Source organism: Sunxiuqinia indica, assembly GCF_009847015.1.
Classification (GTDB): Bacteria; Bacteroidota; Bacteroidia; order Bacteroidales; family Prolixibacteraceae; genus Sunxiuqinia; species Sunxiuqinia indica.
Genome location: NZ_WVEM01000001.1, coordinates 203,276 through 218,389, shown reverse-complemented (window position 1 = coordinate 218,389; position 15,114 = coordinate 203,276). Strand labels below are relative to the sequence as shown.

General features: G+C 42.0%; 10 protein-coding genes. 5 read left to right on the top strand and 5 right to left on the bottom strand.

Going from position 1 to position 15,114, the window contains the following annotated elements; all coding sequences use genetic code 11:
• Positions 1–209 precede the first annotated feature (209 nt).
• Genes GR929_RS00835 through GR929_RS00820 form a run of 4 tightly spaced genes read right to left on the bottom strand, consistent with a single transcriptional unit; the run spans position 210 to position 4,708 of the window.
• On the bottom strand, positions 210–920 hold the full coding sequence (locus GR929_RS00835) for a glycine cleavage system protein H (protein ID WP_159517014.1): 711 nt from the start codon (positions 918–920) through the stop codon (positions 210–212).
• A gap of 43 nt (positions 921–963) precedes the next feature.
• Positions 964–2,199, bottom strand: coding sequence for an NrfD/PsrC family molybdoenzyme membrane anchor subunit (gene nrfD, locus GR929_RS00830; protein WP_159517013.1), 1,236 nt, complete (start codon positions 2,197–2,199; stop codon positions 964–966).
• Positions 2,183–3,043, bottom strand: a complete 861-nt coding sequence (locus GR929_RS00825) for a 4Fe-4S dicluster domain-containing protein (RefSeq protein WP_159517012.1) — start codon at positions 3,041–3,043, stop codon at positions 2,183–2,185. The genes nrfD and GR929_RS00825 overlap by 17 nt, the downstream gene beginning before the upstream one ends.
• Positions 3,044–3,076: 33 nt before the next feature.
• The gene (locus GR929_RS00820) at positions 3,077–4,708 is read right to left on the bottom strand and encodes a substrate-binding domain-containing protein (protein WP_159517011.1); all 1,632 of its coding nucleotides are present in this window, start codon (positions 4,706–4,708) and stop codon (positions 3,077–3,079) included.
• A 697-nt stretch (positions 4,709–5,405) separates the two neighbouring features.
• Between GR929_RS00820 and GR929_RS00815 the strand changes: the two genes are divergently transcribed.
• The 3 genes from GR929_RS00815 to GR929_RS00805 all read left to right on the top strand — a co-directional run bounded on the left by GR929_RS00815 (position 5,406) and on the right by GR929_RS00805 (position 10,329).
• On the top strand, positions 5,406–7,667 hold the full coding sequence (locus GR929_RS00815; protein WP_159517010.1) for an aconitate hydratase: 2,262 nt from the start codon (positions 5,406–5,408) through the stop codon (positions 7,665–7,667).
• Positions 7,668–7,690: 23 nt separating this feature from the next.
• Entirely contained in the window at positions 7,691–8,923 is a 1,233-nt protein-coding gene (locus tag GR929_RS00810) for an isocitrate dehydrogenase (NADP(+)) (RefSeq protein ID WP_159517009.1), read from the top strand.
• A gap of 86 nt (positions 8,924–9,009) precedes the next feature.
• A complete protein-coding gene (locus GR929_RS00805) occupies positions 9,010–10,329 on the top strand; it encodes a citrate (Si)-synthase (RefSeq protein ID WP_159517008.1) in 1,320 nt (439 codons plus the stop codon).
• A 1,049-nt stretch (positions 10,330–11,378) separates the two neighbouring features.
• Here GR929_RS00805 and GR929_RS00800 read toward each other — a convergent pair.
• Complete coding sequence (locus GR929_RS00800; RefSeq protein WP_159517007.1) at positions 11,379–12,074, bottom strand: Crp/Fnr family transcriptional regulator; 696 nt, start codon at positions 12,072–12,074, stop codon at positions 11,379–11,381.
• Between the two features lie 155 nt (positions 12,075–12,229).
• Between GR929_RS00800 and trxA the strand changes: the two genes are divergently transcribed.
• Both trxA and GR929_RS00790 read left to right on the top strand, forming a co-directional pair.
• Positions 12,230–12,652: a thioredoxin gene (gene trxA, locus GR929_RS00795; protein WP_201300869.1), complete on the top strand. Its 423-nt coding sequence runs from the start codon at positions 12,230–12,232 to the stop codon at positions 12,650–12,652.
• 37 nt (positions 12,653–12,689) lie between these two features.
• The gene (locus tag GR929_RS00790) at positions 12,690–14,966 is read left to right on the top strand and encodes an FAD-dependent oxidoreductase (protein WP_201300868.1); all 2,277 of its coding nucleotides are present in this window, start codon (positions 12,690–12,692) and stop codon (positions 14,964–14,966) included.
• The last annotated feature ends 148 nt before the right edge of the window (positions 14,967–15,114 follow it).

Below are 15,114 nucleotides of genomic sequence, written 5' to 3'. Positions count from 1 at the left end.
AAGGCAAAAAGTTAGTTACTACGGACGAAGTTAATTTTTATAATTGAAACCAGATTCGATCCGTGATCTTGTTTTACAGCACCTGTTCATTATTCGAAGTAAAAAAGATACCACAAAAGAGCCTGCGTCCTGAAACGATAAAATCCGACTGGCTCACTTTAGTCATGCTAAAGTGCTACCAGTCGGAATCAAGTGTTTTGCTCAATCTCTTAGCTCAGAAAAGTGTGCTGAAAATCTTCCCAGACTTCTTTCGGAAGTTCAGCCAGCGGCTGGTCAATCAGTTCACCACCATCCTGCAACACCACCTGATTTGCCTTGGCCAAATGCTTCATCACCGAAACCGACAAAAAGTCCTTGAAGCGATCCAGCTCACGGGCAGCCCAAGCGCTGGCATATTCGGCCAGATAATGGGTATCAGTGTCAACTTTCCAGTTCGATGGCTTAATCACGTACATCCATCCTTGCTGGTACGGATCGGCCTTCATCAGACCGGGATCGTCCACCAACTGTTCATTGGTTCGCAGAACTTCGCCGGAGATGGGAGCGAAAATTTTCAAACTTTTTCCATCGTGATTAATTCGGGTTAATAACTCCCCCTTTAGCACTTGCTCACCCGGCTCCCGCAAATGGCTGATACTTACCTCACCAGTCAGATGAAGCAGCAGGTCATCGAGTCCAACCCGGGCTTTACCGGTTTTCTCAAGGTAGGCCCAACTGTGAAACTTGCTGAAAAAGATTCCTTGGGGAATACGCAGTGATTTGGCCGTGATGAATCCGTCGGCCACTTGGCTTTGCATGGATTGTTTCGACTTTTGGGTCAATAACATCCAGAAAGGAACCATAATCAGAAAAAAGGCAATGATAGCCAGGTATTCGATTCCTTTGGTTTCAAAAATATTAGTGTATGTAAATCCGTCCATAACAATTTATTTCTAGGTTGTTCTTTCTTGGCTACAACGAGGTTTAATGACTGTTATTAGCCCATTTAGGGGGTTCGTCCAGTACCGGCATGCGGCTGATAACCCACCTGAAAATCCAAATTTGAATCAATATGATGGTGATGCTTACCACGATCTCCATCCAGGAAGGAACGTAGCGCACGGCTGCATCCCAGCGAAAAGCGATAATTGACACATTGAGCCGGTTCACAATAATTCCCACAATGGTGATGATGGCGGCCACCCGGCTCAGCAATAAGCTGGATGTGCGGGAGGCATAGAAAAACACCCCCATAGGAACAGCCACGAAACCAATCATTTCAATCAAAAACCAGTAACCCATGGGGGTGTTCAGCAAATTCCAGTGCTGTCCGTGAATGAACACCAGAAAATGCATGAACAGGTAGGCGAACATACCAAAGGCACAAATCTTCGACAAGCTCTGAACCATGTTGTTGCGTGCTTCACGATTCTTTGAGCTGATCTTCCGGAAGAACACGCGCTGGCTGATTGAGCCTTCAAAAATGACCATCGACAAGCCAGCAAAAACGCTGGACACCAGAAAAAGAAGTGGAATAAATTCATTGTACCACAGGGGGTGAATTTTCTCGCTGGCCATGAGGAACAGCGCCCCCAAACCTGACTGGTGCAAGGTTGACAAGGTGATACCAAAAATAACGGCTCCCAAAGTCAGTCCCGATAAAATTTTGTGAGCCCGCTTTGCTCCCAACCACTCGGCTACTGCCGGCGAGAACTCAATAAGCTGGGCAACAATATACAGCAAAAAGTGCCAGGCAACCAGAAACAACACCGAGCTGGCTCCAAAACTATTGCCTATAATCGGGTTGAAGATGTTCCAGGGTTTGCCCAGGTCAAGCACCAGCGCCCCGGCGTAGAACATATAGGCCAAAAAGCCGTTCAGCACCGTTACCCGGACAATGGAGTGATACTTATCTACTTTCAGAATATAAACAATGAAAGTCAGCACATAAGCTCCTCCGGCAAAAGCCACACCAGTTACCACATTAAAGCCTTTCCACAAGCCCCAGGGAATTTCCTGGTTGATGTTTGAAACGGCACCGAGCCCTTCTGCGAAGCGAAGCAAAATTAAAGCCAGCCCCACCAGAATAATAGGTATGGAGATCAGGTTAAAAGGTGTGAGCCATTTGCCTCTGGGTTTTAGCTCACTTAGAAGAAATTTCCAGATGGATTTTCCACCACGGTCGGCTGCTAGTTGAATTTCTTTATTCATCGTTATCATCTACTTTTAGGTGATTGTTTACTGTTGCCTGATGAATGCCCAATAATAAAGTTGGCACCAGCACAAATACTGATGGCACACTGTACAGGAACCCTTTCGTAAGCTCGGGATAAGAAGAGTGTCGCAGGTGCGTATTCATTCCTAGTTCCTCGAATGGTACAGAAGATAAGTAGAGCCATCCGGTTCCTCCAGCTTCGTGTTCGCCATAAATATGATCAACATACTGATCTGGATTTTCATAAATTCGCCTTCGGGCCTCGTTAATCAAATCCCGGCGTTTTCCAAAAAGAACGGCTTCGGCAGGGCAATTTGCAACACAGATTGGTACCTCTCCCGCTTGTTGCCTCTCCATGCACATGTCACATTTCTGAATTTTGGGGTTGGTACTCTGGTATTCAAACTTTGGCATGTCAAACGGACAGGAAACCATGCAGTAGCGGCATCCCATACATTTATCGCCATTCCAGGTAACCGGGCCGGTTTTGCTTTTATGCATCGCCTGAGTGAGACAGGCGGCTGCACAGGCTGGTTCATTACAATGCATACACTGCCGTTTCGTATACACTTCTCCATTTTCAGTTTGAAAGGTATTGACCACAGTGTTGCAGGTTTCGTCCGTTTTTCGAATAGCTTCTACCTCCGGCTGAGGTTCAGGCAACCCGTGTGCAGCAGCACATTCATACTCGCAGGTGCGACAAGCCACGCAACGGGTAGAATCGTATAGTATCCCGTAGAATTCAATCTCTTTTTCACTTTTTGGTGAGGCTACCGTTTTTTTACCAACTGCCAGAGATGCTCCTGTGACAGCCAGCACATTAAAAAAACCTCGTCGATTTAATCCCATAGTTTCAATATTTAGTGAGGATTCTCAAATTCGTTAGCGGGCATGATCAATAAACTCGGTTTGAAAGTCTTGCCAAACTTCCGGTGAAAGGTTGGCCAGAACATGGTCAGTCAGTTCGCCACCGTCCTGCATGATGAGTTGATTAAAAACCTTATCGTTGGCATTGGCTGAATTGGCCAGAAAATCCTTCAGCCGGATGAATTCATCTTCGAGCCACTCCTTGTACTTTTCAGCCACTAATAAAAAGCGGGTTTCCCGATGCCAGTTTGCCGGCTCAATTAAATAGGTCCATCCATCAGTGTATGGCGCTGCATTGATACCGGCAGGATGATCATGCAATCGCTGATTTTGTAGTTTGATCACTCCTGAAACCGGCGAATAAAGATCCAGTTGTTTTCCTTCGCGAACCAGAGTTATAATTTTTTCACCTTTGCGGATTTTTTCACCTGATTCCCTCATTATAACCTGAGTGAGGGATCCGGTCAGGTGTTGCATAAAATCATCAATCCCGACAATTACCATTCCATCCGGTTCCATATAAGCCCAGGTGTGTGATTTTCCGTAATACAAACCAGCGGGTGCATGAATAGACTTCTCGTTCAGCGAATTTGTAGTGGCAATATCTTCACTTAGGATACCATTCTGTTGTTTACGTCTGGACCGGATCAGAACGATAAGTAAAAGTAAAATCATTGTACCAATCGCCAGTTTCCAACCCAAAGGAATTAAAGGAGTGTCTGCCAACGTAGGCTGTTCCTCCGGCTTGACCAGCGCCAGAAGGTTTTCGGTCTTTTCTCTACCCGAAAGAATGCTATAGCCAGAGTTATTTAGATAGTTCTGTCCATTTTTGTTCAACCACACCAAAAAGTCTAAAGCTGTTTGATTGGATGGTTCGGAAGTTGCCAACGCATAAATATTCCCTGATAAACTCCGTGGATACTTTCCAACCCAGGCTCCCCTGGTCAATTGATCGGGACTGTCATATATGTTTTCAAAATTATCAAGACGTCCGTTTCTATTTTTGTCAACCGGAAGAATACTGATTTGATCAGTAAAAGCATTTGGTTCCGGTTGAAGAACGTCGACAAGTTTGCAAAAGCCAATCGCATATGGATCTCTCTGAACGGATGAAATTAAGTCCTGTGCGGAAACAGTTGTCGTCGTCTGAAACGCTGGCACCTCTGCTTTCGTATAATTGGTAATCGTTGAAGCTACCTGCTGATTATCCAGCATAAAACAATTAATAGGCTTTTCGGGTGCGCCATCAACGACCAAAGACCAACCTGAATCTTCAGACAGAATCTTTCCTAAGTCTTCTGCAGTAATCCCAATCCGGTAGATTTCCTCAAAAAATGGATTTTTGGAATTGATGATTGGTACAATCACATCGTGGGCGATAACCATCTTCCACGCAAGCTCGTTTTGAACCATTGCCTGTTGATCGGTATCAATAAAATAGAGGGTTTCCGGTTCAATCACTGCCCCATCGTCTATTTGTGAGAAAGCAATTTTTAGATCCGGCTTTGTTTTACCGAAGTCGGCCACCCAATTCAATGTCAGTTCAGATAACTCAGGAGAACTCATCAGCTGCAAAGATTTTACTTCGCCAAACGTGGGCTCATTTCCTGTCTGGGTATCACTGACCTCATTGCAAAAACCTGTCATGCTGCAAATAATCAATGATAACAGAGAAAAAAATAATAAAAAGGTTTTCATTGTGTTGATATTAATTGGTTTCATTTACTAACAGATGACTAACACTCTGATATTCTGATCAATAATTCATCTGATTAGTCATTAGCCAAATAGAGTGCCAAAAAAAACACAGGTCTCAACAATCTCTATTTCAGCCAATTGAAAGCAAAACATCTAAATGATTCAACAGAAAGGATTGTTGACTTTTTAAACAGTAAACATCCCGAACTCACCTATCTACCTGTATTTCTACCTTTTAAGATATTTGTTTATTTTTTCAACACTGTAGATTTATGCAACACATTCAGTTAAAATGGAATATACATTTTACAAGGATGCGCGAGAAACTCTATAATTTCTGCAAGTTTGAAGTCTGCGACAATCAAAAATCAGCTTTTCTCTCTTTCACGAATATCAGCACTACTAATCAATAAATTCCTGATTTCAACTTTCCACCAACTCATTTCATCAAGAAAAAAAGCAATCCGCTTCTTTTTATTAATTCTAAATAAAAGAATACGCTTCTACAACATGAGAGTATAAACCTGCCAAATCTCATATTTTTTGATATCTTAATGCCGTTGCAACAAACCTTTATGCCCTGTTTTTGTTAAGGAAGATGAATTTATTTTACCTCAAAAGATACAATTGATTAAAAAACCATAATATGTTTGATCTGGATTTAATAAAAAAAACCTATGAGAATTTTGGCCCTCGTATAAAATCGGCCAGAAACGTACTAAAAAGGCCCCTTACTTTGGCCGAAAAAATATTGTATACCCACCTTTTTGATCCCGAAAAAGTAGAGGCGTTCCAGCGTGGAGTTGACTATGTTGATTTTGCTCCTGATCGAGTAGCTATGCAGGATGCGACGGCACAAATGGCGTTACTTCAGTTTATGAATTCCGGGAAAGAACAAACAGCTGTTCCTTCAACCGTTCATTGTGATCACCTGATTCAAGCTAGCGTGGGTGGACGAGCAGACTTGAAGTTTGCCCTCAACAACAATAAAGAAGTATTTGACTTTTTAGAGTCGGTATCAAATAAATACGGAATTGGATTTTGGAAACCCGGAGCGGGAATTATCCACCAGGTGGTGCTCGAGAATTATGCATTTCCCGGAGGAATGATGATTGGCACTGACTCACATACGGTTAACGCTGGTGGACTTGGTATGGTCGCTATCGGAGTTGGCGGTGCCGATGCTGTTGACGTCATGGCGGGAATGGCCTGGGAACTTAAATTTCCAAAACTGATCGGTGTAAAACTAACAGGAAAACTGAGTGGATGGACTGCTCCTAAGGATATTATCCTGAAAGTTGCAGGGATTTTAACTGTAAAGGGTGGAACCGGGGCCATCGTTGAGTACTTTGGCGAAGGTGCAAAATCGCTTTCAGCCACCGGAAAAGGAACAATTTGTAACATGGGTGCTGAAATTGGTGCAACAACTTCCACCTTCGGATACGATGAATCGATCGAACGCTATCTGCGTGCGACTGGCAGATCAGAAGTTGCAGATGAAGCAAATAAGATTAAAGAACATTTAACTGCTGACGATGAAGTATATGCTAATCCTGAAAAATATTTTGATGAGCTTATTGAAATCAATCTTGATGAATTAGAGCCTCATTTGAACGGACCATTTACTCCGGACTTGGCAACTCCAATCTCAAAAGTTGCCGAAGCTGCTGAAAAAAATGGCTGGCCAACAAAAATTGAAGTCGGCCTAATCGGCTCTTGTACAAACTCCTCGTACGAGGATATCTCGAGAGCAGCGTCTTTGGCACAACAGGCCGTGGATAAAAAGTTAAAAACGAAATCAGAATTCACAATAACACCGGGTTCAGAACAAGTACGCTACACCATCGAGCGCGATGGATTTATTGATATTTTTGATAAGATTGGAGCCAGTGTCTTTGCCAATGCCTGTGGACCTTGCATTGGTCAGTGGAATCGTGCGGGAGCAGACAAAGGCGAAAAAAACACCATTGTTCACTCCTTTAACAGGAACTTCTCCAAACGTGCCGATGGGAACCCGAATACACATGCTTTTGTAGCATCGCCTGAACTAGTTACAGCATTGGCAATTGCCGGAGATTTAACCTTTAATCCGCTAACTGATTCATTGGTTAATGAATCGGGAGAAAAGGTGAAACTTGATCCGCCAACAGGCGAAGAATTACCAAGCAAAGGTTTTGCAGTCGAAGATGCAGGATATCAAAGTCCGGCAAAAGATGGTTCTTCAGTAAAAATCGCAGTTTCTCCTGAGTCAAAACGGCTCCAATTGCTTGAGGCTTTTGAACCCTGGGATGGGAAAAACATGACAGGAGCTAAGCTTTTGATTAAAGCTGAAGGGAAATGTACAACCGACCATATTTCCATGGCTGGGCCATGGCTACGCTTTCGTGGGCATTTGGACAATATTTCGAATAACATGTTGATTGGTGCAGTAAATGCCTTTAATGGTGAAACCAACAAAGTAAAAAACCAATTGAATGGTGAATACGATGAAGTTCCGAAGGTTCAAAGAGCATACAAAGCAGCTAATATTCCAACAGTTGTTGTGGGTGATCACAATTATGGAGAAGGCTCATCTCGCGAGCATGCTGCCATGGAACCACGTCATTTAGGTGTAAAAGCTGTCATTGTAAAATCATTTGCCCGAATTCATGAAACCAATCTGAAAAAGCAAGGCATGCTGGGCTTGACTTTTATGAACGAAGCTGATTACGATAAAATCCAGGAAAACGACACATTCAACTTTATCGATCTTGAGGATTTTGCACCGGGTAAAACACTTCATGTGGAATTGGTTCACGATGATGGCAATAAGGAGGTAATCGAATTAAACCACACATTTAACAGCCAACAAATTGGTTGGTTTAAAGCCGGTTCAGCGTTAAATTTAATCAGACAACAAAATAACTAATAAAATTTTTTAGACACCCGAAAATGGAAAAAATCAAAGTAGCAAATCCAGTAGTAGAGCTAGACGGAGATGAAATGACCCGGGTTATTTGGTCATTCATTAAAGAAAAATTAGTCTTCCCATATCTTGATCTTGACATCAAGTATTACGATTTGGGCATGGAAAAACGTGACGAAACTGATGATCAGATTACAGTTGATGCAGCCAATGCAATAAAAAAATACGGAGTAGGCATCAAATGTGCAACCATCACTCCCGACGAGTTGCGCGTTTCTGAATTTAATTTGAAAAGCATGTGGAGATCTCCAAACGGCACCATCCGGAATATCTTAGGTGGTACTGTATTCAGAGAACCCATTATCATTAATAATATCCCCCGATTGGTGCCCGGTTGGAAAAAACCGATCTGTATCGGACGTCACGCTTTTGGTGACCAATACCGTGCAACCGATTTCCTAACAAAAGGAAAAGGAAAACTAACCATTACATTCACACCTGAAGACGGTGGTGAAGTGCAGTCATACGACGTATATGATTTCGAAGGTGATGGTATCGCAATGGCAATGTACAATACCGATGAATCTATTTTTGGTTTTGCCCGCGCATGCATGAACCAAGCTCTTGCGAAAAAATGGCCACTGTATATGTCCACAAAAAATACCATTCTCAAAAAATACGATGGGCGCTTCAAAGACATATTTGAGAAAGTCTTTAATGATGAGTTCAAAGAAAAATTCGAAGAAGCCGGCATCACCTATGAACATCGTTTAATTGATGACATGGTAGCTGCAGCTATGAAATGGGAAGGTGGCTTTGTTTGGGCCTGTAAAAATTATGATGGTGATGTTCAGTCAGACACCGTTGCTCAAGGCTTTGGATCACTCGGATTAATGACATCAACATTAGTGACGCCCGATGGAAAAACAATGGAGGCTGAAGCTGCTCACGGAACAGTTACCAGACACTTCCGTCAGCATCAGAAAGGAAATCCGACATCGACCAACCCAATTGCTTCAATTTTTGCATGGACAAGAGGACTGGCTTTCCGTGGAAAACTGGACGAGAACCAAGCATTGATTAATTTCGCCAACACAATTGAACAGGTTTGTATCAGCACCGTTGAAAGTGGAAAGATGACCAAAGATTTGGCTTTAATTATTCATGGAAAAGATTTAAAAGAAGAACACTACTTGACAACCCAGGAGTTTTTAAATGCCATTGATGAAAACCTGAAAAATAGTTTAGCTGCAAACTAAACATTAGTAGAATCGATAGGTTTGAATTATATAGTCTGAAATATTTATTAACTTATGAGAAAAATCAAAACTAAAATAAAATAAGAATGGAATACATTAAGAATAAGTTTTATCAAAAAGCCAGCAAATGCATTGGTGAATACCAAAAGTTAAAAAATGAGCATGGCGACAAAGTGATTGCAAATGTTACTATCGGGCAGGTTATGACCGGAATGAAAGGAGTTCCGAGCTTAATTACTGACACGTCAAAGTTAGACCCAACAACTGGTATTCGCTTTCGTGGTTACACAATTCCCGAACTCCGTGATAAATTGCCACGGCTAAACCCTGAGGGAGAACCACTACCCGAGGGACTTTTTTACTTAATGCTAATTGGTGAAATTCCTGAAAGAGATGATGTTTTAAACATTAGTAAGGACTGGGCAACTCGTGCTTATGTACCTCAGCACGTTTTTGATGTCATCGATGCGCTACCGAAAACTTCGCGTCCGATGACACAGTTTAGTGCCGCCATCTTAAGTATGGCTACTGACTCTATCTTCCAAAAAGCATATCGCGCAGGTGTTCATAAAAAGCACTATTGGGATACGACTTATGAAGACGTGATGAACCTTATTGCCCGCTTGCCGAGAATCGCAGCATACATTTACCGTCGTCAGTTCTTCAACGACGAACATATTGAGCCGGATCCTCGCTTAGACTGGGCTGGAAACCTGGCACACATGATGGGTCATGACTCGGAGGAAGTAAAGCGCTTAATGCGTTTGTATATGGTAATTCATTCTGATCATGAAGGCGGAAATGTTTCGGCACATACCACGCATCTGGTCGGTTCTGCATTGAGTAATCCGTATTACTCATATGCTGCCGGAATGCTGGGATTAGCCGGTCCGCTTCATGGTTACGCAAATCAGGAAGTAATTAACTGGATTTTCGACATGATTCAGGAATTGGATAAAGACAACCCAACAGAAGAGGACATTATCGCTTACACAAAGAAAACCTTGGGTGAAGGGCGTGTAATTCCGGGATACGGTCATGCGGTGTTACGTCAAACGGATCCACGCTTTACTGCACAACAAGAGTTTGCTAAAAAATATGTGAAGGATGATAAATTAATCAATATTGTAAATACACTTCACCGCGTTGTTCCTCCAATTTTGGAAGCTACCGGAAAAGTTAAAAATCCATGGCCAAATGTCGATGCTTACTCAGGAGCACTGCTTTACCACTACGGATTGAAAGAACACTCATTCTACACCGTCTTGTTTGGTGTTTCAAGAGCACTTGGCGTATTGGCAAGTTTAGTGATGGATCGTTTATACGGTCTGCCAATCGAACGTCCTTCTTCATTCCCACTCAAATGGTATCATGAAAAAGCCGGCGAAAAAAATGGTGGATGTTAATTGACATTTAAAATAACTGACTTGAAATGCTCTTTGAAAAAAGAGCATTTTTTTTTGATCAAAAATTGCGTCCTCCAAAGTAAGCTTTGATCCGTCAGGAGACTTATCTGGGAATACTTGCCCGGATCATCTCTATTTATTGTTTAGTCGCAAAACAGCGACTCATTAGTAGCTGAATACGATGCTAACTTTGGAAGAAATATTGACAAGCTCTAATGAAAAACCCTACAGCGTCTTTCTATTAAAACTTTCCTATCAAATTGATGGTTACTCTTGTTAAAGATCGAGCAATCGTCAAAAAAAAACAATCCAAAAACTCGCTACAGACTGTTAATAACAACCAATTCGTCAAATCAAAAATCTTGACAAACACCCGTCAATAAAGAGAAGTGCAGCTTACTAACAATTGTTAATTTCTCTGGTTGAAACAGCGTTAATTTAAAAATCTTAAAATAGTTGTCTCATATAGCTTTTGTGTCGTAATTTTGATTGTATCAGGTGAGCGATAAAAGACTGCTCCGAAGATGTGGAGGCGACAAAAGTACTTAGTTGAACCAGCGTCAACTCATTCAAACCCCAAGGTTTGCACATCGTAAGAGCCGAAGTTTAAGCAACCGAAGACCAGTTCTTTAAAAGCTTGATTAAAACGAAATCAACTTACTTCGGTAAGCCGAAATTAATTTTAAGATCGATGGCTGTTTTCTGAAAGGAATTTGTTCCCAAACGAAAACAAGAGATCGAAAGAACTCACGTTCATTAGACATCAAAATTTGGGAAATGGAAGATCGAAAGACCCGAAATTCTCAAAAGCTATCGAAAACTTCGTCCCGGAAAACAACCTTCGGGTTTGTTGAAAGGACAGCTGGAAAGTTTTGCTGTAAAAGGCACTACCGGAAAGCCAGGGGTTGAAAACCAGAATCCTCGATTCAAGGATCAGCCAGTCATACTAACAGTAGCCTGACACGAACAACAACTCCGGTTGTTAAGTAGTGAATGGGAGCTATTCATACCGAGTGGTTCCCATTGTTGTTTTTATACCTCTACTATTACTAGCCGCGCAGGCTGATCTCCTGAAGTGTTTCTCTTTTCAAAATGGTAATATCTTTATCTTTCAGTTCGATCAATCCATCTTTTTCATATCCTTTCAAAAGTTTAACCGTACTTTCCATAGATATGCCGGCAAAATCAGCCAAATCCTTTCGGGTAAGCAACTGAAAGATTTCAGGATTACTAGCCTTAAAACCATTCAAATAGATCAAAGTATCGGCCAACCTTCCATTCATTTGCTTGTAGAGTACCTGCCGAATTGTTTCATACAATCCGGATTCCTGCTCGCAAAACCGCTGAATAAAAGTGGAAGCAAACAAACCATTTTGATTAACAACTTTTGCAATCGCCTGTTTTTCGATTAAAAACGCCATGCAATCGGTTAATGCCACAGCCGAATAATCAAAGGTATTATTTACGAATGCAGATGATAGCCCAACAAACTCACCTTGCTGAATTATTTTCAAATTATATACTCTATTGTTATCACCCTCCAAATACTGTCTTGACAAACCACTGATAATAAATAGAATATATGAAGCAAAAGCCCCCTGTTTGGTTAAATTATCCCCTTTCCTAAAATGTACCTGAGCACGGCTTGATCGCACCAGATCTACCTCATCCGGCTCAAGCACCTGGAAACAAGGCGCTTGTATGTCGCAAATAAAACCCTTATCGTTTTCTGAAATCGTCTTCATGAAATCCTAATAATTTATGAAGTTGTGAAGTTAGGAATAAATCAATAAAAAAGTTGATGTATTTCAACCCGAAAGTTGGAAAGCCTTCAGTCAATAGTCTTTCCCACCTTGCACATTCGAAATACTTTTGTCACGAAAACAATTAAACAAAAAAAATGGCCCAAATAATTATTGGAATACTTGCTCTCGTCATTGTCGGTTTTTTCATTCTGGCTAAAGTTGCCAAAAACAAAATGAAAAATACGCCGATGGTTGATGATCACAAAAATATTATAACACTTACAGACAAAAACTTTCAGATAAAAACAAAAAACAAATTGGTTTTGGTTGACTTCTGGGCCAGTTGGTGTGCACCATGCAAAATGATGGCCCCTATTTTAAATGACGTATCTGAAGAATTAAATGGAAATTCCTACATCGGAAAAGTAAATATCGAGCAATACCAGGTATTGGCTCAAAAATTCCAAGTTCGAAATATTCCTACTCTAATTCTTTTCAAGAATGGAAAAGAAATCAAACGCTTTGTGGGAATCAAAAGCAAAAAATATTTATTGAATGAAATTGCAAAGGCCAGCTAAAAAGCAGCCTTTTCACCCAAATTAAAATACAAAAAACATGGAAAAAATTGTAATTATAGGGGGAGTTGCAGCCGGAGCAACCGCTGCAGCGAAAGCGAGACGCATTTCCCCATCCGCTCAAATAATTATGCTCGAAGCAGGACCAGACATCTCATTTGCAAACTGCGGATTACCCTATTACATTGGCGGCGACATCAAAAGCCGTTCAAAACTGATTTTACAGAGTCCTGAAAGCTTTAAGGAACAGTATGATGTAGATGTGCATACGAATACCGCTGTCGTTAAAATAGATAGAGCTGCACATCAAGTGTTGACTTCTCATGCGATTACCGGCGAAGAAAAAGCCTATGAATACACAAAGCTGATTTTGGCTCAGGGAGGGAAACCAATCAATCCAACATTGCCAGGTGCCGATCTGGATCATGTTTTCAGCTTGTGGACGTTGAATGACATGGATCAAATTTCAGATCATCTGGAACAGAAAAAGCCAAAGAATGCCGTAGTTGTTGGTGGTGGATTTATTGGGCTGGAAATGGTTGAAGCCCTGGCAAAGCAAGGGTTAAACGTGAACGTAGTTGAAATGATGCCGCATGTAATGGGCATTATGGAAGGTGAAACTGCCGGATTTATTGAAAATGAATTGCTTTCATTCGGAGTGGGAATTCACACGAACACCGGAGTAACAGCAATAAAATCCAACTCCGTTTCGCTCAGTAACGGAAAAACGTTAGACGCCGATATCGTAATCATGTCGATTGGCGTGCGCCCTACCCTGCAACTTGCAAAAGATGCCGAATTAAAATTGGGCGAGGCAGGAGGATTGCTGGTTAATACACAATTGCAAACCTCTGATCCTGATATTTACGCTGCAGGTGACATGGTTGAAATTGAACATCGCGTAAGCAATAAAAAAGTGCGCATCCCACTGGCAGGACCGGCAAATCGGCAGGGGCGGATTGCTGCCGAAAATGCACTTGGCGGCAATCATCAGTACAAGGGTGCCATCGGAACTTCAGTAGTTCGTGTGTTTGACGCAGTCGCCGGAATCACGGGTTTATCGCTAAAACAGGCTCGCTCATTAGGCATTGACGCCGATGCCGTAGTCGTTCATAAAGAACATCACACGGCTTACTATCCGGGAGCAGAAACGGTGACCAGCCTTTTAGTCTATGACCGAAACTCAGGTGTTATTTTAGGTGGACAAACCGCTGGATATAAAGGCGCAGATAAAAGATTGGATGTGATTGCAACCGCTGCTGCAGCCAAGCTCACCATTCATGATTTGGCTGACATTGATTTTGCCTATTCCCCACCAATTGGAACAGCTAATGATGCCATCAACATGGCGGCCTATACGGCTGAAAACCGCCAAAATGGATTTAGTCCATCGATTACTGTTTCCGAGCTGGATGATTTTGTAGCTGATAAAAGTCCTGTTTTTATAGATGTACGCGACGTCTTTGCATTCGAAAAAAGTCATATCGAAGGAGCTGTTCATCTTCCGTTAGAATTATTACCACAGGAGATAAATTCAATTCCTTCAGATCGTCCGGTGATTGTTTATGATGAAACGGGAAAGAAAGGACATCAGGCATTAAGAACTCTGCTGGGAGCAGGCTTCAGCGATGTCACCAATATTTCAGGTGGCCATACTTCATTGCAACGTCAGGCCCGAACAGTTGGATTTGAAAACATCGAAATCAACCTACTTCCGATCGAAAACAAATCGATGGAAAATGAAGAGGAAGAACAAGAGCAGCAAGCAACAAGCAAGCTCGTTGACGATCATTCGCCGATTGTTGTGGATGTGCGAACTGTGGAGGAATTCCAGGCCGGTGCTTTTCCTGATGCCATCAACATTCCGTTGGATGAACTGATGTACCGATTCGAGGAATTGGGAGAAAATGCCTCACGCGAAATTGTGGTTTACTGCGCTACCGGAGCACGATCAGCGTATGCTCAGCGTATTTTAATGCAGGTGGGCTTCAATAATGTAAAAAACGGTGGAGGGCTGACAGCTATGATGGCTAACAGGGAACCGAAAGAAACGACGCCCACCGAATCCAACGAACCAATTGTAATCGATGTTCGAACGCCCCAGGAATTTCAGGGAGGTGCGTATCCAGATGCCATCAATATTCCATTAGATGAGCTAACAAGTCAACTGGATAAGTTGGGAAGCAAGTCAAGAGAAATTACGCTTTATTGCGCATCTGGCGCGCGTTCGGCCTACGGACAGCGCATATTGGAACAAGCCGGATTTAAAAATGTGAGCAATGGTGGTGGAATCATGCATATGATGATGCGGAGGTAGAATAAGATATCAAGATAAAGCTTTTTTAACTCTTCGTCTCCAAATTCGAAGTGCCTCAGGAAGACAATACGAAACTATTGAAGACATTAAAACAATGGTTTTCCATAGTCTTCAATCGCCTTAAAAAGTTTAAAAAATAACCAATGGG

What these genes read in the sequence shown, in the direction of transcription:
- GR929_RS00835 (WP_159517014.1), bottom strand. Translation starts at nt 920, where the DNA reads ATGGACGGATTTACATACACTAATATTTTTGAAACCAAAGGAATCGAA.
- trxA (WP_201300869.1), top strand. Translation starts at nt 12,230, where the DNA reads ATGGCCCAAATAATTATTGGAATACTTGCTCTCGTCATTGTCGGTTTT.
- GR929_RS00810 (WP_159517009.1), top strand. Translation starts at nt 7,691, where the DNA reads ATGGAAAAAATCAAAGTAGCAAATCCAGTAGTAGAGCTAGACGGAGAT.
- GR929_RS00820 (WP_159517011.1), bottom strand. Translation starts at nt 4,708, where the DNA reads ATGACAGGTTTTTGCAATGAGGTCAGTGATACCCAGACAGGAAATGAG.
- nrfD (WP_159517013.1), bottom strand. Translation starts at nt 2,199, where the DNA reads ATGATAACGATGAATAAAGAAATTCAACTAGCAGCCGACCGTGGTGGA.
- GR929_RS00800 (WP_159517007.1), bottom strand. Translation starts at nt 12,074, where the DNA reads ATGAAGACGATTTCAGAAAACGATAAGGGTTTTATTTGCGACATACAA.
- GR929_RS00815 (WP_159517010.1), top strand. Translation starts at nt 5,406, where the DNA reads ATGTTTGATCTGGATTTAATAAAAAAAACCTATGAGAATTTTGGCCCT.
- GR929_RS00825 (WP_159517012.1), bottom strand. Translation starts at nt 3,043, where the DNA reads ATGGGATTAAATCGACGAGGTTTTTTTAATGTGCTGGCTGTCACAGGA.
- GR929_RS00790 (WP_201300868.1), top strand. Translation starts at nt 12,690, where the DNA reads ATGGAAAAAATTGTAATTATAGGGGGAGTTGCAGCCGGAGCAACCGCT.
- GR929_RS00805 (WP_159517008.1), top strand. Translation starts at nt 9,010, where the DNA reads ATGGAATACATTAAGAATAAGTTTTATCAAAAAGCCAGCAAATGCATT.